19 protein-coding genes are annotated in these 19,034 nt (G+C 66.6%); 12 read left to right on the forward strand and 7 right to left on the reverse strand.

From position 1 onward, the window contains the following. Positions 1-27: 27 nt before the first annotated feature. Positions 28-1,065, reverse strand: a complete 1,038-nt coding sequence (mreB, locus tag RTW82_RS00570; RefSeq protein ID WP_021217765.1) for a rod shape-determining protein MreB — start codon at positions 1,063-1,065, stop codon at positions 28-30. Between the two features lie 218 nt (positions 1,066-1,283). Here mreB and gatC point away from each other — a divergent pair, with 218 nt between their 5' ends. The 7 genes from gatC (at position 1,284) to RTW82_RS00605 (ending at position 8,279) form a co-directional block, all read left to right on the forward strand. Beyond that, entirely contained in the window at positions 1,284-1,571 is a 288-nt protein-coding gene (gene gatC / locus RTW82_RS00575) for an Asp-tRNA(Asn)/Glu-tRNA(Gln) amidotransferase subunit GatC (protein ID WP_021217764.1), read from the forward strand. A 16-nt stretch (positions 1,572-1,587) separates the two neighbouring features. After that, positions 1,588-3,039: an Asp-tRNA(Asn)/Glu-tRNA(Gln) amidotransferase subunit GatA gene (gene gatA / locus RTW82_RS00580; protein WP_184488679.1), complete on the forward strand. Its 1,452-nt coding sequence runs from the start codon at positions 1,588-1,590 to the stop codon at positions 3,037-3,039. 11 nt (positions 3,040-3,050) lie between these two features. Beyond that, the gene (gene gatB, locus RTW82_RS00585; RefSeq protein WP_316923960.1) at positions 3,051-4,496 is read left to right on the forward strand and encodes an Asp-tRNA(Asn)/Glu-tRNA(Gln) amidotransferase subunit GatB; all 1,446 of its coding nucleotides are present in this window, start codon (positions 3,051-3,053) and stop codon (positions 4,494-4,496) included. 83 nt (positions 4,497-4,579) lie between these two features. Beyond that, the gene (locus RTW82_RS00590) at positions 4,580-4,963 is read left to right on the forward strand and encodes a septal ring lytic transglycosylase RlpA family protein (protein ID WP_021217761.1); all 384 of its coding nucleotides are present in this window, start codon (positions 4,580-4,582) and stop codon (positions 4,961-4,963) included. A 19-nt stretch (positions 4,964-4,982) separates the two neighbouring features. Beyond that, a complete protein-coding gene (locus RTW82_RS00595; RefSeq protein ID WP_316923961.1) occupies positions 4,983-5,369 on the forward strand; it encodes a carboxymuconolactone decarboxylase family protein in 387 nt (128 codons plus the stop codon). Between the two features lie 949 nt (positions 5,370-6,318). Then, the gene (locus tag RTW82_RS00600) at positions 6,319-7,236 is read left to right on the forward strand and encodes a GGDEF domain-containing protein (protein WP_316923962.1); all 918 of its coding nucleotides are present in this window, start codon (positions 6,319-6,321) and stop codon (positions 7,234-7,236) included. An 8-nt stretch (positions 7,237-7,244) separates the two neighbouring features. Then, entirely contained in the window at positions 7,245-8,279 is a 1,035-nt protein-coding gene (locus RTW82_RS00605; RefSeq protein WP_316923963.1) for an AraC family transcriptional regulator, read from the forward strand. 6 nt (positions 8,280-8,285) lie between these two features. Here RTW82_RS00605 and RTW82_RS00610 read toward each other — a convergent pair whose 3' ends face one another. Continuing rightward, entirely contained in the window at positions 8,286-9,239 is a 954-nt protein-coding gene (locus RTW82_RS00610) for a fimbrial protein (protein WP_316923964.1), read from the reverse strand. A 182-nt stretch (positions 9,240-9,421) separates the two neighbouring features. On the opposite strand from RTW82_RS00610, the gene RTW82_RS00615 reads away from it, so the two are divergent. Continuing rightward, positions 9,422-9,892, forward strand: a complete 471-nt coding sequence (locus tag RTW82_RS00615; protein ID WP_316923965.1) for an Lrp/AsnC family transcriptional regulator — start codon at positions 9,422-9,424, stop codon at positions 9,890-9,892. Positions 9,893-9,896: 4 nt separating this feature from the next. On the opposite strand, the gene RTW82_RS00620 is transcribed toward RTW82_RS00615, so the two are convergent. Beyond that, entirely contained in the window at positions 9,897-10,889 is a 993-nt protein-coding gene (locus RTW82_RS00620) for a fimbrial protein (RefSeq protein ID WP_316923966.1), read from the reverse strand. Between the two features lie 289 nt (positions 10,890-11,178). On the opposite strand from RTW82_RS00620, the gene RTW82_RS00625 reads away from it, so the two are divergent. Next, positions 11,179-12,861: a flavin monoamine oxidase family protein gene (locus RTW82_RS00625; protein ID WP_316923967.1), complete on the forward strand. Its 1,683-nt coding sequence runs from the start codon at positions 11,179-11,181 to the stop codon at positions 12,859-12,861. Between the two features lie 14 nt (positions 12,862-12,875). After that, positions 12,876-13,664 carry a carbon-nitrogen hydrolase family protein gene (locus RTW82_RS00630; RefSeq protein WP_316923968.1) on the forward strand — a complete coding sequence of 263 codons (789 nt, stop codon included), beginning with the start codon at positions 12,876-12,878 and terminating at the stop codon, positions 13,662-13,664. Between the two features lie 463 nt (positions 13,665-14,127). Here RTW82_RS00630 and RTW82_RS00635 read toward each other — a convergent pair whose 3' ends face one another. The 4 genes from RTW82_RS00635 to RTW82_RS00650 are packed head-to-tail and all read right to left on the reverse strand — an operon-like array spanning position 14,128 to position 16,957. After that, the gene (locus tag RTW82_RS00635; protein ID WP_316923969.1) at positions 14,128-14,832 is read right to left on the reverse strand and encodes a type 1 glutamine amidotransferase; all 705 of its coding nucleotides are present in this window, start codon (positions 14,830-14,832) and stop codon (positions 14,128-14,130) included. Position 14,833: 1 nt separating this feature from the next. Continuing rightward, complete coding sequence (locus tag RTW82_RS00640) at positions 14,834-16,030, reverse strand: acetylornithine transaminase (protein ID WP_021222735.1); 1,197 nt, start codon at positions 16,028-16,030, stop codon at positions 14,834-14,836. Next, positions 16,023-16,262: a hypothetical protein gene (locus RTW82_RS00645; protein WP_043246979.1), complete on the reverse strand. Its 240-nt coding sequence runs from the start codon at positions 16,260-16,262 to the stop codon at positions 16,023-16,025. The genes RTW82_RS00640 and RTW82_RS00645 overlap by 8 nt, the downstream gene beginning before the upstream one ends. After that, positions 16,259-16,957, reverse strand: coding sequence for an MOSC domain-containing protein (locus RTW82_RS00650; protein ID WP_316924333.1), 699 nt, complete (start codon positions 16,955-16,957; stop codon positions 16,259-16,261). The genes RTW82_RS00645 and RTW82_RS00650 overlap by 4 nt, the downstream gene beginning before the upstream one ends. Positions 16,958-17,059: 102 nt before the next feature. On the opposite strand from RTW82_RS00650, the gene RTW82_RS00655 reads away from it, so the two are divergent. Both RTW82_RS00655 and RTW82_RS00660 read left to right on the forward strand, forming a co-directional pair. Continuing rightward, on the forward strand, positions 17,060-17,950 hold the full coding sequence (locus RTW82_RS00655) for a LysR family transcriptional regulator (RefSeq protein ID WP_021222738.1): 891 nt from the start codon (positions 17,060-17,062) through the stop codon (positions 17,948-17,950). A 406-nt stretch (positions 17,951-18,356) separates the two neighbouring features. Further along, positions 18,357-19,010 carry an endonuclease I family protein gene (locus RTW82_RS00660; protein WP_410478737.1) on the forward strand — a complete coding sequence of 218 codons (654 nt, stop codon included), beginning with the start codon at positions 18,357-18,359 and terminating at the stop codon, positions 19,008-19,010. Positions 19,011-19,034 lie beyond the last annotated feature (24 nt).

Below are 19,034 nucleotides of genomic sequence, written 5' to 3' on the forward strand. Positions count from 1 at the left end.
CTCCTCAGGTGCAATGGCTCTCCAACCTTACTCGGTGGAGAGCAGGTCCATTGCGTGACGATCCATCATTTCCAGGGCGCGACCACCACCACGGGCCACGCAGGTCAGCGGGTCCTCGGCGACGATCACCGGCAGGCCGGTTTCCTGGGACAGGAGCTTGTCGAGATCGCGCAGCAGCGCGCCACCACCGGTCAGCACCAGGCCGCGCTCGGCGATGTCGGAAGCCAGCTCCGGCGGGGATTGTTCCAGGGCGCTCTTGACCGCCTGGACGATGGTCGCCAGGGATTCCTGCAGCGCTTCCAGAACCTCGTTGGAGTTCAGGGTGAAACTACGCGGTACGCCTTCGGCCAGGTTGCGGCCACGGACATCGATCTCGCGGACTTCGCCACCCGGGAAGGCGGTGCCGATTTCCTGCTTGATGCGCTCAGCGGTGGATTCACCGATCAGGCTGCCGTAGTTGCGGCGCACGTAGGTAACGATGGACTCGTCGAAACGGTCGCCGCCAACCCGTACGGATTCGGCGTAGACCACGCCGTTGAGGGAGATCAGGGCGATCTCGGTGGTGCCACCGCCGATGTCGACGACCATGGAGCCACGGGCCTCTTCGACCGGCAGGCCGGCACCGATGGCCGCGGCCATGGGTTCTTCGATCAGGAAGACTTCACGGGCGCCGGCGCCCAAGGCGGATTCGCGAATGGCGCGACGCTCGACCTGGGTGGACTTGCAGGGAACGCAGATCAGCACACGGGGGCTGGGCTGCAGGAAGCTGTTCTCGTGCACCTTGTTGATGAAGTACTGCAGCATCTTCTCGCAGACGCTGAAGTCGGCGATCACGCCGTCTTTCATCGGGCGGATGGCGGAAATGTTGCCGGGGGTACGACCGAGCATGCGCTTGGCCTCGGTACCGACGGCCACGACGCTCTTCTGGTTGCCGTGGTTACGAATGGCGACCACGGACGGCTCGTTCAGGACGATGCCGCGCTCGCGCACATAAATCAGGGTATTGGCAGTGCCCAGGTCGATCGAAAGATCGCTGGAAAACATGCCACGCAGTTTCTTGAACATGGGAGAGGGACCCTAGGCAACGCGTGGGTAAAAAAGTGCGGCAAACTCTAACAACGACAGGGATTTTGGGCAAGGCGCCGATATGTTAAATTGCCGGTTTTTCCGGGCCTCTGGGCCCATCATCGCGGCCTTTGACCGCCCGTTCGCGGTGCCGTTCCCGGCGCCCTTCCCGCACGGTCCCAAGCACTGCGCTGACCGCACCTCAGTTGGAGAACCCGATGGCGCTTGAACGCTCCGACGTGGAAAAGATCGCCCATCTCGCCCGCCTGGGCCTGAACGACGGCGATATCCCGCGTACCACCGAGACCCTCAACAACATCCTCGGCCTGATCGACGCGATGCAGGCCGTGGACACCGACGGCATCGAGCCGCTGGCCCACCCCCTCGAAGCCACCCAGCGCCTGCGCGCGGACGAAGTGACCGAGGAGAACCACCGCGACGCCTACCAGGCCATCGCGCCGGCCGTCGAGAACGGCCTCTACCTCGTGCCTAAAGTCATCGACTAAGGAAAAGGGTTACAGCATGCATCAATTGACCCTGGCCGAGATCGCCCGTGCGCTGGCCGCCAAGGAATTCTCCTCCGAGGAACTGAGCGGCGCCCTGCTGGCGCGCATCCAGGCCCTCGACCCGCAACTCAACAGCTTCGTCACCGTCACCGCCGACCAGGCGCTGGAACAGGCCCGTGCCGCCGACGCCCGTCGCGCCGCCGGCGAGAACGGCGCCCTGCTCGGCGCGCCCATCGCCCACAAGGACCTGTTCTGCACCCAGGGCGTACGCACCAGTTGCGGTTCGAAGATGCTCGACAACTTCACCGCCCCCTATGACGCCACCGTGGTCGAGAAGCTCAAGGCCGCCGGCACCGTCAGCCTCGGCAAGCTGAACATGGACGAGTTCGCCATGGGCTCCGCCAGCGAATCCAGTTACTACGGCGCGGTGAAGAACCCCTGGGCGCTCGACCGCGTGCCCGGCGGCTCCTCCGGCGGTTCCGCCGCGGCCGTCGCCGCGCGCCTGGTGCCCGGCACCACCGGTACCGACACCGGCGGCTCGATCCGCCAACCCGCGGCCTTCACCAACCTCACCGGCATCAAGCCCACCTACGGCCGCGTGTCGCGCTGGGGCATGATCGCCTACGCCTCCAGCCTCGATCAGGCCGGCCCGCTGGCCCGCACCGCCGAGGACTGCGCCCTGCTCCTGGGCGCCATGGCCGGCTTCGATCCCAAGGACAGCACCAGCGTCGACGCCCCGGTGGACGATTACCTCGCCGCCCTCGCCCAGCCCCTGGCCGGCCTGCGCATCGGCCTGCCCAAGGAATACTTCGGCAGCGGCCTCGACGCGCGCATCGGCGCCGCCGTGATGGCCGTGGTCGAAGAGCTGAAGAAGCTCGGCGCCACCGTCAAGGACGTCTCGCTGCCCAACATGCAGCACGCCATCCCCGCCTACTACGTGATCGCCCCGGCCGAGGCCAGCTCCAACCTCTCGCGCTTCGACGGCGTGCGCTTCGGCTACCGCTGCGATGCGCCCAAGGACCTCACCGACCTGTACAAGCGCTCCCGCGAGGAAGGCTTCGGCAGCGAAGTGAAGCGCCGCATCATGGTCGGCACCTACGCGCTGTCCGCCGGCTACTACGACGCCTACTACCTGAAGGCGCAGAAGATCCGTCGCCTGATCAAGAACGACTTCGTCAAAGCCTTCGAGGGCGTCGACCTGATCCTCGGCCCGACCACGCCCAACCCGGCCTGGAAACTCGGCGAGAAGAACAACGACCCGGTCGCCCAGTACCTCGAAGACATCTACACCATCACCGCCAACCTCGCCGGCCTGCCCGGCCTGTCCATGCCCGCCGGCTTCGTCGACGGCCTGCCGGTAGGCGTGCAGTTGCTCGCACCCTACTTCCAGGAAGGACGCCTGCTCAACGTGGCCCACCAGTACCAGCAGGTCACCGACTGGCACAAACAGGCCCCGGCCGGATTCTGAGGACGACACACATGCAATGGGAAACCGTGATCGGGCTGGAAATCCACGCACAGCTCAGCACCCAATCGAAGATCTTCTCCGCCAGCGCCACCACCTTCGGCGCCGAGCCCAACACCCAGGCCAGCCTGGTTGACCTCGGCATGCCCGGCGTGCTGCCGGTGCTCAATGCCGAAGCCGTGCGCATGGCCGTGAAATTCGGCCTGGCCATCGACGCCGAAATCGGCGAGCGCAACGTCTTCGCCCGCAAGAACTACTTCTACCCGGACCTGCCCAAGGGCTACCAGACCAGCCAGATGGACCTGCCCATCGTTGGCAAGGGCCACCTGGACATCACCCTGGACGACGGCACCACCCGCCGCATCGGCATCACCCGCGCGCACCTCGAAGAGGACGCCGGCAAGAGCCTGCACGAAGACTTCCACGGCATGACCGGCATCGACCTCAACCGTGCCGGCACCCCGCTGCTGGAAATCGTCTCCGAGCCGGAGATGCGCAGTGCCAAGGAAGCCGTGGCCTACGCCAAGGCCATCCACGCCCTGGTCCGCTACCTCGGCATCTGCGACGGCAACATGGCCGAAGGCTCGCTGCGCTGCGACTGCAACGTCTCGGTCCGCCCCAAGGGCCAGGTCGAGTTCGGCACCCGCCGCGAGATCAAGAACGTCAACTCGTTCAAGTTCATCGAGCGCGCCATCAACACCGAGATCGCCTGGCAGATCGACGAGCTGGAATCCGGCCGCAAGATCGTCCAGGAAACCGTGCTCTACGACGTGGCGGCCAACGAAACCCGCTCCATGCGCAGCAAGGAAGAAGCCAACGACTACCGTTACTTCCCCTGCCCGGACCTGCTGCCGGTGGTGATCGAGAAGAGCTTCCTCGACGAAGTGCGCGCCCAGCTGCCGGAGTTGCCGGTGCAGAAGCGCGAGCGTTTCGAGAGCCACTTCGGCCTCTCCGCCTACGACGCCAGCGTGCTCTCCGCCAGCCGCGAGATGGCCGACTACTTCGAAGCCGTGCAACGCACCTGTGGCGACGCCAAGCTGGCCGCCAACTGGGTGATGGGCGAGCTTTCCAGCCTGCTCAACAAGGACGGCCTGGAGATCGAGCAATCGCCGGTGTCCGCCGAGTACCTGGGCACCATGATCCTGCGCCTGAAGGACGGCACCATCAACGGCAAGGCCGCGAAGACCGTGTTCGCCGCCATGGCCGAAGGTGAAGGCTCCCCCGACGCCATCATCAAGGCCCGCGACCTGGTGCAGAACACCGACAGCGGCGCCGTGGAGACGCTGCTCGACGAGGTGCTCGCCGCCAACGCCGAACAGGTCGAGCAGTACCGCGCCAGCGACGAAGCCAAGCGCGGCAAGATGTTCGGCTTCTTCGTCGGCCAGGCCATGAAAGCAGCCAAGGGCAAGGCCAACCCGGCCCAAGTGAACGAACTGCTGAAGAAGAAACTCGAAGGCTGAGCCTGCTGAACCGGTGGGCCCCGCACGGGGCCCACCGGACAGTGACAGGGCACAAGAACGTTTCGCCTCCATCAGGTGACGCCATGCAGCGACTGCTCTGCCTTCTCGCTTTCTCCGGCCTGTTGACCGGCTGCTCCTACATCCCCTTCGAACGCGACAGCGAAACCCCGGGCGACTACCGCGCCGAGGGCCGCGCCTCCTTCTATGGCGCCCGCCACCACGGCCAGAAGACCGCCAGCGGCGAACGCTTCGACCAGAACGCCCTGACCGCCGCCCACCGCACCCTGCCCTTCGGCACCCGGGTCAAGGTCACCAACCTCGACAACGACCGCAGCGTGGTACTGCGCATCAACGATCGCGGCCCCTATGCCCGCACGCGGATCATCGACGTCTCGAAAAAGGCCGCCGAAGAGCTGGGCATGATCCGCTCGGGCGTGGTGCCGGTGCGCGTCGAAAGCCTCAGATGAACCCAAGCAGGAAACCGCTATGAGCGAAACACGCAAACCCGGCGTCCAGGTCCGCCGCGAAGTCATGGGCGACACCTTCGTCGACCGCGCCCTGGGCAATGCCACCGAATTCACCCAGCCGCTGCAGGAGTTCGTCAACGAACACGCCTGGGGCGGCGTCTGGAACCGTGAAGGCCTGGACCGCAAGACCCGCAGCCTGATCACCCTCGCCGCCCTCACCGCCCTGAAATGCCCCCAGGAGCTCAAGGGCCACGTGCGCGGCGCGCTGAACAACGGCTGCACCGTGGAAGAAATCCGCGAAGCGCTGCTGCACTGCGCCGTCTACGCCGGCGTCCCCGCCGCCATCGACGCCTTCCGCGCCGCCCAGGAAATCATCGACACCTGGCAGGCCGAGCAGAAGGCCTGATTAGCGCCTGTAGGTTGGCGCCGAGCGCAGCGAGGCCCAACGATGCGCGGCTCGAGGTCGCTGCGCGGGACTGTGGGAGATTCATTCGCGAAGAGGGCCAACTCGGGCGGCGTTCCGCGAGCTACGCGCCATGCCCGCCTCCGCCTGGTGGAGGTAAAAAGCGACCTCCACCAAGCAACGGTGATGTCCGAGCGACGCGGGCATGGGTAGGGGCGAATTCATTGGCTCTGTCTGCGTAAGTGTTGCTAGAGGATTTGAGTCCAGCTGATTGCCGAGCTCTGCTGATGTTTCTGGTTTCGCCCACCCGGGCGAGTCCCTTTTCTCAGTCGCTGGAACGCCAGCCCGGTGAAAAGGAATCAAAAAACTTGCCCCATCATCCGGCCCGACTGCGTCGGGTTCCCTCACTCCATCGCCGTTACTCGCTACGCTCGCCCTTCGGGTCGCACTGAAGTGCGTTCGCCGCAAGCGTCGTCTGGGGGCCGGCGCGATGGGCCATCCATGGCCTGGCGCGCCGGGGCCGGCGCGATGGGCCATCCATGGCCTGGCGCGCCTCTCGCGGCATCCATGCCGCTCGTCCCCCGGCGCAACGACTGCGTTCGGCCTCCTGGAGGGGCGTTGGCGGCTGCTCCAACTTTCTTCGTCCAGCGCATCACCACAGGTGCGCACGGGCTTTCGTAGGATGGTGTAGAGCGAAGCGAAACCCATGCGGTGGAGGTAGCGCAAACCCTCGGGCGCCCGGAAAGGGCCGTGCTTGAGCGCCTGCGTTAAAATCACAACAGCTAACGCAGACAGAGCCAATGAATTCGCCCCTACGGAATGCGACCCGGGCACCTGAAAATCTGCCCATGTGCCCTGAGCCGATCCGACCCTCCCACCCCGCTCCGGCGCTGCAACTTCGCCGTCACAATCATCTGCTCTGCTGGCCCGGTCGAACCTCCCGGACAGCGCCATGACCTCCCTGCTCAAGCTGCATCGCCTCAAGCTCACCGCGCTGTTCCTGGCGGCCAATATCGGTCTGCTGCTGCACCTGGCGGTGGGCGACCTGAAGGCGACGTCGGAGTGGGTCTGGCTGGACATCCTCGGCGAGGGTGGCTCGGCGCTGCTGGCCCTGGTGTGGATCGGCCTGGTGCTGAAAAGCCGGCCCGCCGGGCGGGTCACCAACCTGCTGGTGCTGGGGCTGGCCGGGGTGTTCTTTTCCTGGTGGATCGACAGCCTCGACGAATTCATCCGCATGCCCGACACGGTGCACTGGGACCACTGGCTGGAGTCGGTGCCCATGCCCATCGGCCTGGTGCTGCTGACCCTGGGCATCTACCACTGGCACCGCGAGCAGTTGGCCATCAGCGCGCAGATGGAGAAGCGCGAGCGGCTGTTCCGCGAGCACCGCCAGTTCGACACGCTCACCCCGCTGGGCGACGCCGACTACCTGCGCCGCCAGCTGGAGCTGGGCCTGGGCGAAGCCGCCGCGAACGGCCAGCCGCTGTCGCTGGTGATCCTCGACATCGATGACTTCAGCAAGGTCAACGACCGCTTCGGCCACGCCGAGGGCGACCACCTGCTGCTGGCCCTGACGCAGTTGCTGCTGCTCAACCTGCGCCGCCAGGACCTGCTCTGCCGCCTGGCCGGCGACCGCTTCGTGGTGCTGCTGCCGAACACCGGCGAGCGCCAGGCGCACCAGTTGGCCACGGAGCTGGGCGAGGCGGTGGCGCACTTCGCCCACCGCACCCGCCAGCACGGCGAGCGCCTGCAACTGCGCGCCAGCACAGCGGTGGCGATGGCCCTGGACGAGAGCCCCGAGGCGCTGCTGCAACGGCTCAACCTGGCCCTGGCAAAGGCCCGCTCGCCGCGCCTGGCCCACAGTGCCTGAGGTGCGCGATGACCATCAGGGGTGACTGGTACGAGTGCGACAGCCGCTTCATTCCGGCCCATGGCCAGCCGGCGGTGCTGATCGACCTGGCGCTCTCGCGGGGGATCGACAGCCACCGCCTGCTGCGGGGGACCGGCCTGTTCTACGAGGACATCCTCGCCGGCGGCCAGCTCGTCAGCCCGCAGCAGTTCCTCGGGCTGATTGGCAATGCCCGGCGTCTGCTGGCCGCTGATGACACGGCCTTTCTCTTCGGCCAGCGGCTGCTGCCCGGCCACTACGGCGCCGCCAGCCACACCCTGCTGCATGCCGAGCACCTGCAGGATGCGCTGGGGCAGCTAATCCGCCAGCGCGCGCTGCTGACGCCGTTGCTGGCGCCCCGGCTGGTGCTGGACGAGCAGGACGCCTGGCTTTACTGGGTGGACGCCTGCGGGGCGGGGGAACACCGCCGCTTCTTGCTGGAGGCGAGCATGGCGGCAGTGGCAGCGCTGTGCCGGCGCCTGGGCGGGGAGCGGCTGCCGTGGCGCTACCACTTCGCCCATGGCCAGCCGCGCTGCATCGAGCAGTACTGGGTGCACCTGGGGGACGAGGTGCGCTTCGACCAGCACGTGGATGCCATGCAGGTGCCGCGCGCCTGGCTGACCCGGGCGCTGCCGGAGGCGTCGCAGACCGCCGGCCAGGTCGCACGCCAGGAATGCGCGCGCCACCTGGCGGCGCTGGGCCATCGCGCCAGCCTGCTGGACCGGCTCTACGGCTGGCTGCTGGAGCGGGTGCGCGAGGCGCCGGTGCTGGAGGACGCGGCCCTGGCCTTCGCCATGAGCCCGGCCACCTTCAAGCGCAAGCTGGCCAAGCACGGCACGCATTACCAGGAGCAGCGCGACCTGGTGCGCAAGCACGTGGCGCTGTACCTCTACCGCATCAAGGGCTACTGCAACGACGAGGTGGCGGCGTACCTGCACTTCCACGACAGCACCAACTTCCGCCGCTCGCTCAGGCGCTGGACGGGGCTCTCCCCCAGCGCGCTGCGCCAGCTCTTCGGGGCCTGAACCGCGCTACTCGTAGAACAGGGTGAGGGTGGCGGTGGTCAGCACCTGCCCCGGCCTGACCGTGGGCTCGAGCTGGTAATAGCGCGCGATCAGCGAAATCATGCTGGGGCCGCCAGTTGCGCCGGTATTCAGGTGCTCGTTCCTGGCGCCCAGCGCCAGGGGCGTCCCACCATTGCCCTTGAGCAATTGCACGCCGATGCCCTGGGCCATGTTCGGGCCTATCACGTTCTTGAGCACCGAGCCGGCTTCATGCAGCCCGTCCACACGGTAGGAGATGCGGATATCAGGGTCGCAATCGAGATTCAGGCTGAAGGCCTTCTCCCGGGCCGCGCTGCCGACCCCATTGAAATGATGCAGGTTGGCGATCGGCAACTTCACCGTGGTGTCAGGGGTGCGCAGGCTGCAGCCCTTCTTGGTGAAAACCAGCTGGGTGGGCGAGAAGGTCAGCTCGTTGTCGTAATAGATCCTCACGGGATTGACGTGCAGCGCCCCTGAGCTGGGGTTGTCGTTGGTCTTGACCAGTTGGACCCAGAAGCGCTGGGCAGGCGCGTAGTGGTTGCGCGGGATCTCCCTGCGAGGGCGGCTGCCGTGCATGATTTCCCCGCCCCCAATGCTGGCGGGCAGGTTGTTCGAGTTCTGTGCCCAGCCGACCCTCACCCCGATGCCTTCCAGGCTGGTGGCATAAACCCCGCTGAGACCCGACACCGCCGCGGGCGAACTGATGAAGCCCGTACTGACGTGGTGAGAGCCGAGCTCCATGCACCTTACATAGGCGTCGCCCGTACCGATCCAGCCGTGGGTATCGAAAATGACTCCGCCGACGGGGATATCGCGAGGTGCGCTGATGGATGCCGGGAACGCTTGCACCGATTTACGCCCCGTATCCAGAGCGCATGCACGGGCATGGCTCCAGGAGGCCAGAAGCAAGACCGCAAGAACCCAATACATATGTCGGGACAAGATTCGCCACCCATCGTCTGTTGACTGAAGGCGGCATGCTAACGATGGAGAGAAAGGCGCCCAGCCAGCAGGGCCCTCCACACGCTGTAGGCCGTTCCTGAGCGCGACGAAATGACGATCGACTTCGTCTTCGGGGCGCCATCCGGTAGCCTTGCTCCAGCTTCCCCTCGCACGAGCCCGACATGCCCGAAAGCCACTTCCCCCTCGACGAAACCGACCGCCAGTTGATCGCCGCCCTGCAGATCAACGCCCGGGAAAGCGTCGCCACCCTCGCCCGTCGCCTGGGCATAGCGCGCACCACGGTGAACTCGCGCCTGGCACGCCTGGAGCGCAGCGGGGTAATCAGCGGCTATGGGGTCCGCCTGGGCCAGCGGGTGGCGGAGGGGGGGCTGCAGGCCTATGTGGGCATCACCGTGCGGCCGCGCAGCGGCAAGGACGTGCTGCGCCGGCTGACCGGCATGGCCGAGGTGCAGTTGCTGTGCACCGTGAGCGGGGAGTTCGACTACGTGGCCTGGCTGCGGGCCGAGTCACCGGAGCGGCTCGACCTGCTGCTGGACGAGATCGGCAATGTCGAGGGCGTGGAACGTACCACCACCTCGATCATCCTCAGTTGCAAGATCGACCGGGGCCAGCCATTGCCGGGCCCGGCCTGAGCGATCAGCGGTAGAACAGGGTCAGCGTGGCCATGGCGACCACCTGGCCGGGAGTCACCTGCTCCGCGACCTGGCGGTAGCGGGCCATCAGTGGTATCCGCACCCTCTTTTCGCCCATCGCGCTGCGCCCGAGCGGGTACTCGCTGCCGAGCGACAGCGGGAGGCCCTGCAAGTCGGTCAACTGCACCCCTACGCCACGTGCCATGGCGAGTCCCGCACTGTTCTTCAGGGTCGACGCATCATGGTTCAAGCCATCGAGACGGTAGGCGATGTCGAGATCGGGATCGCATTCCAGGGCGATGCTGACGTCGAGCGGCCAGGCAGTGCTGCCGATGCCGGAAAAATCCTTGAGCCAGGTCTTGTGCAGGGTGCGGGTGAGGGCAGTGCCTTCGACCAGCCGGCAACTGCGAGCCTGGAAGGCGATGGCGATGGCGGGGAAACGCAGGGAGTTGGTGCGCTCGTCGTGGTAATGCACTTCCACTGCCGGGATGCTGTAGGTGCCACTGGAAATCGGCCCGGTCTTCACCAATTGGATCCACCAGTTGCTCGCGGGGGTGTAGTGCCCCCAGGCCAGCGCATCCGTCTTGCGCGGCGAGTTCATGAACTCACCGCCGCTCATCTGCGCCGGCAGCGTCGTTGCGTTCCGCGACCAGGCCACGCGGATGCCGATGCCCGGCACGCCGCTGGGGTAGACGTTCGCATGCCCCGCAACGCTCGCCCCACTGGTAAAGCCGCGGCGCAGCCAGAGGTCGCCGTGCTGCAGGAACCCGCCGCAGTTGACGTCCGCCTTGCCGCCCTGGATCCAGCGCTGGGTATCGAACAGCACGAGGCCGTTCGCCGCGTCGCGCGGCACCACCAGTTCCGTTGGCAGGGGCGCCGTGGTCGGCGGCGCCTCGGCAGTCCTCTTGCAATAGGCCGTGACCGCCCAGGCAGGCTGCTGGCTGATCACCAGTATCGAGAAGAAGAGAATGAATGAACGAACGAGCCCAGCGTGCATGAGGCATCTCCCGGTGTTTCGGTTTCGAAGGCTCAGATGATCGCCGATCGATATCTTCGCCCGGCCCGCGCGCGTCTTGCCGTGTTGGAAGACTTGTCTCTACGCGTAGATGAATATTCCTTGGCTGCCTGGCTGGGCGGGATAGCATTTCGTCATATCGCCATGAATGGTCGTCGTTTAGCTATAAAAACTGGCTTAGTGACGACACAAAACGTCTTATGGACGAAAATAAGCCTCCCTAGAATGACGCCAACGCTGCCCAGACAGCCCTCTCATTCTTCAGGTCGCCATGCACACCACCAATCGCCACCCCGCCGACGGCAAGAAGCCGATCACCATCTTCGGCCCCGACTTCCCCTTCGCCTTCGATGACTGGATCGAGCACCCCGCCGGCCTGGGCAGCATCCCCACCGAGCGCCAGGGCGAGGAAGTGGCCATCGTCGGCGCGGGCATCGCCGGGCTGGTGGCGGCCTACGAGCTGATGAAGCTGGGCCTCAAGCCCGTGGTCTACGAGGCCTCGAAAATGGGTGGCCGCCTGCGCTCGCAGAGCTTCGAAGGCACCGAGGGGATCATCGCGGAGCTGGGCGGCATGCGCTTCCCGGTGTCGTCCACGGCCTTCTACCACTACGTCGACAAGCTCGGCCTGGAGACCCGCCCCTTCCCCAACCCGCTGACGCCGGCTTCCGGCAGCACGGTGATCGACCTCGAAGGCAAGACCTACTACGCCGAGAAGATGGCCGACCTGCCGGCGCTGTTCCGCGAGGTGGCCGACGCCTGGGCCGACGCCCTGGAAGACGGCGCGCAGTTCGGCGAGATCCAGCAGGCCATCCGCGACCGCGACACCAAACGCCTGAAGGAACTGTGGAACAGCCTGGTGCCGCTCTGGGACGACCGCACCTTCTACGACTTCGTCGCCACCTCCAAGGCCTTCGCCAAGCTGTCGTTCCACCACCGCGAAGTGTTCGGCCAGGTGGGCTTCGGCACCGGCGGCTGGGACTCGGACTTCCCCAACTCCATGCTGGAGATCTTCCGCGTGGTGATGACCAACTGCGACGACCACCAGCATCTGGTGGTGGGCGGTGTGCAGCAGGTGCCGCTGGGCATCTGGCGCCACGTGCCGGAGCGCATGGCCCACTGGCCGGCGGGCACCAGCCTGGCGTCCCTGCACAATGGCGCGCCGCGCCCGGGGGTGAAGCGCATCGCCCGCGCCGCCGATGGCCAGTTGGCGGTGACCGACGCCTGGGGCGACACCCGCCACTACGCGGCGGTACTGACCACCTGCCAGAGCTGGCTGCTGACCACCCAGATCGAATGCGAGGAGTCGCTGTTCTCGCAGAAGATGTGGATGGCCCTGGACCGCACCCGCTACATGCAGTCGTCGAAGACCTTCGTGATGGTCGACCGCCCCTTCTGGAAGGACAAGGACCCGGTCACCGGCCGCGACACCATGAGCATGACGCTCACCGACCGCCTCACCCGCGGCACCTACCTGTTCGACAACGGCGACGACAAGCCGGGGGTGATCTGCCTCTCCTACTCCTGGATGAGCGACGCCCTGAAGATGCTGCCGCAACCCATCGAGAAGCGGGTGAAGCTGGCGCTGGACGCGCTAAAGAAGATCTACCCGGACGTGGACATCGCCAGCCACATCATCGGCGACCCGATCACCGTTTCCTGGGAGGCCGACCCGCACTTCCTCGGCGCCTTCAAGGGCGCGCTGCCGGGCCACTACCGCTACAACCAGCGCATGTACGCGCACTTCATGCAGGACGACATGCCCGCCGAGCACAAGGGCATGTTCATCGCCGGTGACGACGTGTCCTGGACCCCGGCCTGGGTGGAGGGCGCGGTGCAGACCTCGCTCAACGCCGTGTGGGGGATCATGAAGCACTACGGCGGCGCCACCCACGCCGCCAACCCCGGCCCGGGCGATGTGTTCGCCGAACTCGGCCCCATCGCCCTGCCGGAATGACCAGGAGAGACGCCATGCGCATCGCCCTCTACCAGTGCCCGCCCCTGCCGCTGGACCCAGAGGCGAACCTCGCCCGCCTGCACCGCCAGGCCACCGAGGCGGCGCGGCGCGGCGCCCGCCTGCTGGTGGGCCCGGAGATGTACCTGAGCGGCTACAACATCGGCCGCGAGGCGGCGCAGGAACTGGCCCAGCCCAGCGATGGCCCCTGGGCGCAGCGCATCGCCGCCATCGCCCGCGAGCAGGGCATCACCATTCTCTATGGCTACCCGGAACGGGGCGCGGACGGCGCCCTGTTCAACTCGGCGCAACTGATCGACGCGCGGGGCGAGCGCCTGGGCAACTACCGCAAGACCCACCTGTTCGGCGAGCTGGACCGGGGCATGTTCAGCCCGGGCGAAGCGCCCTGCCCGATCATCGAGCTGGAAGGCTGGAAGCTCGGCGTGCTGATCTGCTACGACGTGGAGTTCCCCGAGAACGTGCGGCGCCTGGCCCAGGCCGGTGCCGAGCTGGTGCTGGTGCCTACTGCCAACATGGTGCCGTACGACTTCGTCTGCGACGTGCTGGTGCGCACCCGCGCCTACGAGAGCCAGTGCTACCTGGCCTACGCCAACTACTGCGGCGCCGAGGGTGCCATCCGCTACTGCGGCCTCTCCAGCCTCAACGGCCCCGACGGCGAACAGACCGCCCGCGCCGGCCGCGACGAAACCCTGCTGCTGGCCGATATCGCCCACGAAGCCCTGGAAACCTCCCGCGCCGCCATCACCTACCTGCACGACCGCCGGCCGGAGCTGTACCGGCCGTAGGTCGGCGCCGAGCCCTGCTGCTCGGCAATCAACCACCCAACGAAGCGTTGCGTAGTGCAAGGCGCGCAGCCATGTACACACACCTTATCCACAGCCCCATCCACGGTTTCCGGGGACAGGTAGGGCGGGTGAAACCCGCGTGGCTTGGTTCTCGGACCGTCGGGTTGCACCCGACCGACAACCCCCCACCGCCCGTAGGTTGGCGCCGAGCGCAACGAGGCCCAACGCAACCATGGCGACCCCGCTTGCTCGGAAATCGATCACCCGACGAAGCGCTGTGCAGTGCAAGGCGCGCAGCCGTGTACACACAGCTTATCCACAGCCCCATCCACGGTTTTCGGGGACAGCACTCCGTAGGAGCGAGCTCTGTTCGCGAAGCCAATCATCGCCCTGAATGAAAAACCGCCCGGGGCAAAGGGCAGGGCCGCCGGGCGGTTGAGAAAACAGACTCGAGGGGAAAGGGTCAGGTCAGCACGGCGTGGGGACCGGTGAGGTAGTCGAGCAGGCGGAACAGCGTCGGCGTCAGGGCGCTGCAATGGGGGTAACCGTCACGGATGGCTCCGGCGCTTTCCACCGAGCCGGCGAGCGCCAGGTCTTCGGGGCAGGCTTCGAGCAGCGCGTGGATGCTTTCGGGGGTGCTTTCCAGGTGGCATTGCAGGCCGATGGCGCGCTCCTGCCAGACGAAGCCCTGGTTGGCGCAGGCGGCCGAGCCATAGAGCGGGATGGAGCCGGCCGGCAGGTCGAAGGTCTCGCCGTGCCAATGCATGGCCATCAGGCGCTGCGGCAGCATGCGGCCCAGGGGCGAGTGTTCGGCCAGGGCGTGCTTCTCCATGGGCCACCAGCCGATCTCGGCTTCGCCCGGGTGCACCTGCGCTCCCAGGGCTTCGGCCAGCAACTGGGCGCCCAGGCAAATACCCAGCACCCGCTTGCCGCCCTCGAGCGCCGCGCGGATCAGCGCCTTCTCGCCGACCAGCCAGGGCAGCACGGCTTCGTCGTGGACGCTCATCGGGCCGCCCATGACGATCAGCAGCTCGAAGTCATCCAGCTGCGGCAGCGGGCAGCCGGCATAGAGGTCGTGCACCCGCACCTGGGCGGAACGCAGGTCGAGCCATTGGGCGATGCGGCCGATGCCCTCGAAGGGCACGTGCTGGAGGATGGCGACGCGCATATCAGGCGGGCTCCTTGTGTTTGCCCTTGGCCAGGGCGAAGGCGCGGTTGAGGCGCTTGAGCATTTCATCGACGTTGGCGTGGCTGACCGTGAGCGCCGGGGAGAAGCGCAGGCAGTCGCTGGCCAGGCCGTTGATCAGCAGGCCCTCCCCCAGCGCGGCGCGGACCACGGCATCGGCGCGCTGCTCGATCAGCGGCATGCCGATCAGCAGGCCATGACCGCGCAAGGGGCCGTGGCCATGACGGCGGGCCACGCGGGCCAGGCCTTCGCGCAGGTGCTGGGCGACCTCGCGCACCTGTTCGAGGAAGCCCGGCTCCAGCACGGTGTTGAGCACGGCGAGGCCGGCGGCGGTCATCAGCGCGTTGCCGTGGTAGGTGCCGCCTTGCTCGCCCGGTTCGAAGCAGCAGGCGTTGCCCCGGGCCAGCAGCGCGGCCAGGGGCACACCGCCACCCAGGCCCTTGCCGAGGGTGATGATGTCGGCGCGCACGCCGTAGAGGTCTTCGGCCAGCAAGGCGCCACAACGGCCGACGCCGGTCTGCACTTCGTCGAGGATCAGCAGCACGCCGCGCTCGCGGCACAGGCGCTCGGCGCCCTGCAGGTATTCGAGGGTGGCGGGAATGACCCCGGCCTCGCCCTGCACCGGCTCCAGCATCACCGCCACCGTGCTGTCGTCGACGGCCGCGCGCAGGGCGTCGAGATCGTTGAACGGCACCTTGGTGAAGCCGGGCACCTTGGGCTCGAACATATCCTGGAAGGCCGGTTTGCCGGACGCGGACATGGTGGCGAGGGTGCGGCCGTGGAAGCTGTTGCAGGCGGTGACGATGCCGTAGGCGCCGCCCCGGTGCAGCTGGCCCCATTTGCGCGCGAGCTTGATCGCGCCCTCGTTGGCTTCGGCGCCACTGTTGAGGAAGTAGACCTGGTCGCTGCCGCTGGCCTGGCACAGGCGCGAGGCGAGCTTGAGCATGCCGCGGTTGTAGAAGGCGGGACCCGGGTTGATCAGGGCCTCAGCCTGGCGCTTGAGCGCCTCCACCACCACGCCGGGGCTGTGGCCGAGGCTGTTGACCGCCCAGCCCTGGGTGAAGTCCAGGTAGGCGCGGCCGTCGGCATCCCACAACCAGGAGCCCTGGCCCCGCACGAAGACCTGGGAGGGGCGCTCGACGGTGCGCATCAGGCGCAGGCCGGCCAGGGGGTCACGCATGTTCGGGCACCTCTTCGTGGCGGTATTCGATGCCCAGCAGGCGCAAGCCCTCCGGGCCCTGTTCGAGGATGCGACGCAGCTCGCGGCGACGACGGATGCGCAGGGCGAAGCCTTCGGCGGCGGGGAAGCGCTCGCGCAGCAGGGCGGTCATTTCGACGTAGCGCGCCTGGCTGACCTCCAGGTTGGCGAACAGCACGCCGTTCCGTTCCAGGGTGATCTGGTAGTCGCTCATGCGCGCATCCCCTCCAGCGGCAAGCCGTGCAGGCGTGCGTTCCAGTCCTCGACCTGGCCACTGTCCAGGCGGCGGGCGGCCCCATCGCGCCAGCGGCCACTGAGGGCTTCGCACTGCTGCAGTTGCCGCAGCCCTTCGTGCTCCAGCGGGGTGTGGAAATAGGCACGCACCGCCTGGGCGACGCTGAGCTCGGGATAGCGGCGTTCCTGCAGTTCGAGGCGGTCCTCCCGGCTGACGAAGCCGGGGCGCAGCACCCGGTAGAACCAGCCGCAACGGCCCGTGTCCTGGACGAAGCGCGGCAGCTCCTCGATGCCCCAGCGGCGGCTCAGGCGGTAGCAGGGCGAGCGCGGCTGGCTGACCTGTACCAGCGCCTGGCCCCAGCGGAACACGTCGCCGATGCACACCTGCTCTTCGGTCAGCCCGTAGGTGGAGATGTTTTCGCCGAAGGACGGCGCCTTCCAGGCGAGGTGGCGGTAGTGCTTGCGCCAGAAGCGGTAGTGCTCGGCCGGGTAGTGGTGCAGCGCGCGCTCGGGGCCGCCGTGGAAGCGCGGGTCGCCCTGCTCGTCGCTGCCCAGCCCCTGGGGCCAGAGCCAGAGGCGGTGGTCCACTTCGCGCTTGTCGATTGCGCTGCTGAGGCCACCGCCGATATCTTCGGCTTTACCTATGAAAATCGCTTTTACTTCTACGCCCTGCATCACCCGCTCCAGCGCTTGAAACAGCATTTATGCTGGTTAGACTAGGGCGTTGCCGCTGCGCATGACATTTCGTTTTTTCAGCTTCATTGATAAGAAAGGCTTATGGATTTTCGTCAGCTTCGCTACTTCGTCGCACTCTATGAGGAAGGCCATGTGGGCCGCGCCGCCGAGCGCCTGAGCATCTCCCAGCCGGCGCTGTCGCAGCAGGTCCGCCAGTTGGAACAGGGGCTGGACGTGAGCCTGTTCCAGCGCACCGGCAAGCGCCTGCTGCCGACCCTGGCCGCGCACACGCTGTACAACCATGCGCTGCCCCTGCTGGACGGCATGGAACGAGCGCGGGAGGCATTGCGCAATTTCCGTGGCCAATCGCCCCGCAGCCTGGCCATCGGCGTACTGCAGACGGTGAACGCGAGCCTGGTGCCGCTGCTGCTGGAACGCCTGCGTGAGGCCCAGCCGCACCTGGTGGTGCAGATCTACGAATTGTCGGGGCTGGATATCGAGCGGCGGCTGCTGACCGGCAACCTGGATATCGGCATCGGCTTCCTGCCGCCGCGCCAGCCCGGGCTGCACAGCCAGCTGCTGTACGAGGACGAGTTGCAGCTGGTGATCCCCGAGGAGCACCCGCTGAAGGAGTTCCGCAAGGTGTCCCTGGCCCAGGCGGCCGAGCTGCCGATGCTGTTGCTGGGCGAGGAGTTCCGCGTGCGGCAGATCTGGCAGGAGCAGTTGGCGCTGATCGGCCGACGCCCCCAGGTGCAGGCGGAGCTGAACCATATGGCCGGCATCCTCGACAGCCTGCCGCACACCCGCCTGGCCACGGTGCTGCCCGGCCGGGCGCGGCAGCTGCACGCCAACCAGGCGCTGTTGTGGAAACCCTTGAGCGAACCGCGGGTGCCGTTGAAGGTGGGGCTGGTGTTCCGCGATGCCCAGCGCCAGCAGGCGACGCTGGAGCTGCTGCAGGCGCTGCTGGAGAAGCTGGTGACGCCGACTGCGTGAAACCTGGGCCAGAAAAAGAAAAACCCCGCCGAAGCGAGGTTTTTGCAGACTTGTATCCCTGACATCCCTGATCTACCCACCATCCTGGCGGAAATCCGGCGTAGTCCCTGTTATTCAGTGCGCTTCCTGCGCTACGTCCCTATGGAGCAAAGATTAGTCCTGTACCCATGTAGGCGGAAGCAGCTAAAACCTTCAGGCAATGTAAGCATTAACTTACAAATCAGTGGATTGGCGATTTGATCACAAAATGCCATCAGTTCGATAAAACCCCCATTCCAGAGGTGCTACCGCTACCGAGCAAGCGATCGGTAGGTTTTGTCTTCAGAATAGTCGCTTGATAGACTCCGCATTGTCCTACAAGAACGAAGTAGCCAGCCTTTTCCGGCGGTCTTACAGGGTCATGACCATGCGCGTAGTAACGATTGCGCTTTTCTGCCTCGCTCCCTGCATCCCCCTTTCCGCCCTGGCCGGCGGCCAGACACGGCTCCCCGACCCGAAGGCGGCCGTGACCCAGGCCTTCTGGCAGCAGCTCTACCCTGGCGCGGGCACCACGCTCTATTGCGGCAAGGCCTTCAACGGCGAGAGCGGGCTGCTGGCGGCGAGCCCCGTCTACCCCATCAAGCAGATCAAGAGCGCGTTGCGCTGCGTCACCGATAGCCAGTGCAAGACCGCCAACCCGCAGTACTCCTTCATGCTCGCCGACCTGCACAACCTCTACCCGGAGCTGGCGCGGGTCGAGCTGGCGCGGCGCAACGCGCTGTTCGGCATGGTGGGCGATGTGCCGAGCAAGTTCGGCGCCGACTGCGACCTCAAGGCCAGCTTCCAGTTGGTGGAGCCCCGCGATGTCGCCAAGGGCAACGTGGCCCGGGCGATCTTCTACATGCACATCGAATACGGCCTGCCCATCGTCGGCCAAGTGCAGATGTTCAAGGAATGGCACCGCCTGGACCCGGTAGACGCCGAGGAGCGCGCACGCAACGAGCAGATCGCCGGCCTCCAGGGCACGCGCAATCGCTTCATCGACGACCCGGGCCTGGTGGACAAGCTGATTGCGGATTGAAGGGGCGCAACCAGGCTTCGGAGC

The organism is Pseudomonas sp. zfem005 (genome assembly GCF_032621735.1).
GTDB lineage: Bacteria > Pseudomonadota > Gammaproteobacteria > Pseudomonadales > Pseudomonadaceae > Metapseudomonas > Metapseudomonas solani.

What these genes read in the sequence shown, in the direction of transcription:
- mreB (WP_021217765.1), bottom strand. Translation starts at nt 1,065, where the DNA reads ATGTTCAAGAAACTGCGTGGCATGTTTTCCAGCGATCTTTCGATCGAC.
- gatC (WP_021217764.1), top strand. Translation starts at nt 1,284, where the DNA reads ATGGCGCTTGAACGCTCCGACGTGGAAAAGATCGCCCATCTCGCCCGC.
- gatA (WP_184488679.1), top strand. Translation starts at nt 1,588, where the DNA reads ATGCATCAATTGACCCTGGCCGAGATCGCCCGTGCGCTGGCCGCCAAG.
- gatB (WP_316923960.1), top strand. Translation starts at nt 3,051, where the DNA reads ATGCAATGGGAAACCGTGATCGGGCTGGAAATCCACGCACAGCTCAGC.
- RTW82_RS00590 (WP_021217761.1), top strand. Translation starts at nt 4,580, where the DNA reads ATGCAGCGACTGCTCTGCCTTCTCGCTTTCTCCGGCCTGTTGACCGGC.
- RTW82_RS00595 (WP_316923961.1), top strand. Translation starts at nt 4,983, where the DNA reads ATGAGCGAAACACGCAAACCCGGCGTCCAGGTCCGCCGCGAAGTCATG.
- RTW82_RS00600 (WP_316923962.1), top strand. Translation starts at nt 6,319, where the DNA reads ATGACCTCCCTGCTCAAGCTGCATCGCCTCAAGCTCACCGCGCTGTTC.
- RTW82_RS00605 (WP_316923963.1), top strand. Translation starts at nt 7,245, where the DNA reads ATGACCATCAGGGGTGACTGGTACGAGTGCGACAGCCGCTTCATTCCG.
- RTW82_RS00615 (WP_316923965.1), top strand. Translation starts at nt 9,422, where the DNA reads ATGCCCGAAAGCCACTTCCCCCTCGACGAAACCGACCGCCAGTTGATC.
- RTW82_RS00620 (WP_316923966.1), bottom strand. Translation starts at nt 10,889, where the DNA reads ATGCACGCTGGGCTCGTTCGTTCATTCATTCTCTTCTTCTCGATACTG.
- RTW82_RS00625 (WP_316923967.1), top strand. Translation starts at nt 11,179, where the DNA reads ATGCACACCACCAATCGCCACCCCGCCGACGGCAAGAAGCCGATCACC.
- RTW82_RS00630 (WP_316923968.1), top strand. Translation starts at nt 12,876, where the DNA reads ATGCGCATCGCCCTCTACCAGTGCCCGCCCCTGCCGCTGGACCCAGAG.
- RTW82_RS00635 (WP_316923969.1), bottom strand. Translation starts at nt 14,832, where the DNA reads ATGCGCGTCGCCATCCTCCAGCACGTGCCCTTCGAGGGCATCGGCCGC.
- RTW82_RS00640 (WP_021222735.1), bottom strand. Translation starts at nt 16,030, where the DNA reads ATGCGTGACCCCCTGGCCGGCCTGCGCCTGATGCGCACCGTCGAGCGC.
- RTW82_RS00645 (WP_043246979.1), bottom strand. Translation starts at nt 16,262, where the DNA reads ATGAGCGACTACCAGATCACCCTGGAACGGAACGGCGTGCTGTTCGCC.
- RTW82_RS00650 (WP_316924333.1), bottom strand. Translation starts at nt 16,957, where the DNA reads ATGCAGGGCGTAGAAGTAAAAGCGATTTTCATAGGTAAAGCCGAAGAT.
- RTW82_RS00655 (WP_021222738.1), top strand. Translation starts at nt 17,060, where the DNA reads ATGGATTTTCGTCAGCTTCGCTACTTCGTCGCACTCTATGAGGAAGGC.
- RTW82_RS00660 (WP_410478737.1), top strand. Translation starts at nt 18,357, where the DNA reads ATGCGCGTAGTAACGATTGCGCTTTTCTGCCTCGCTCCCTGCATCCCC.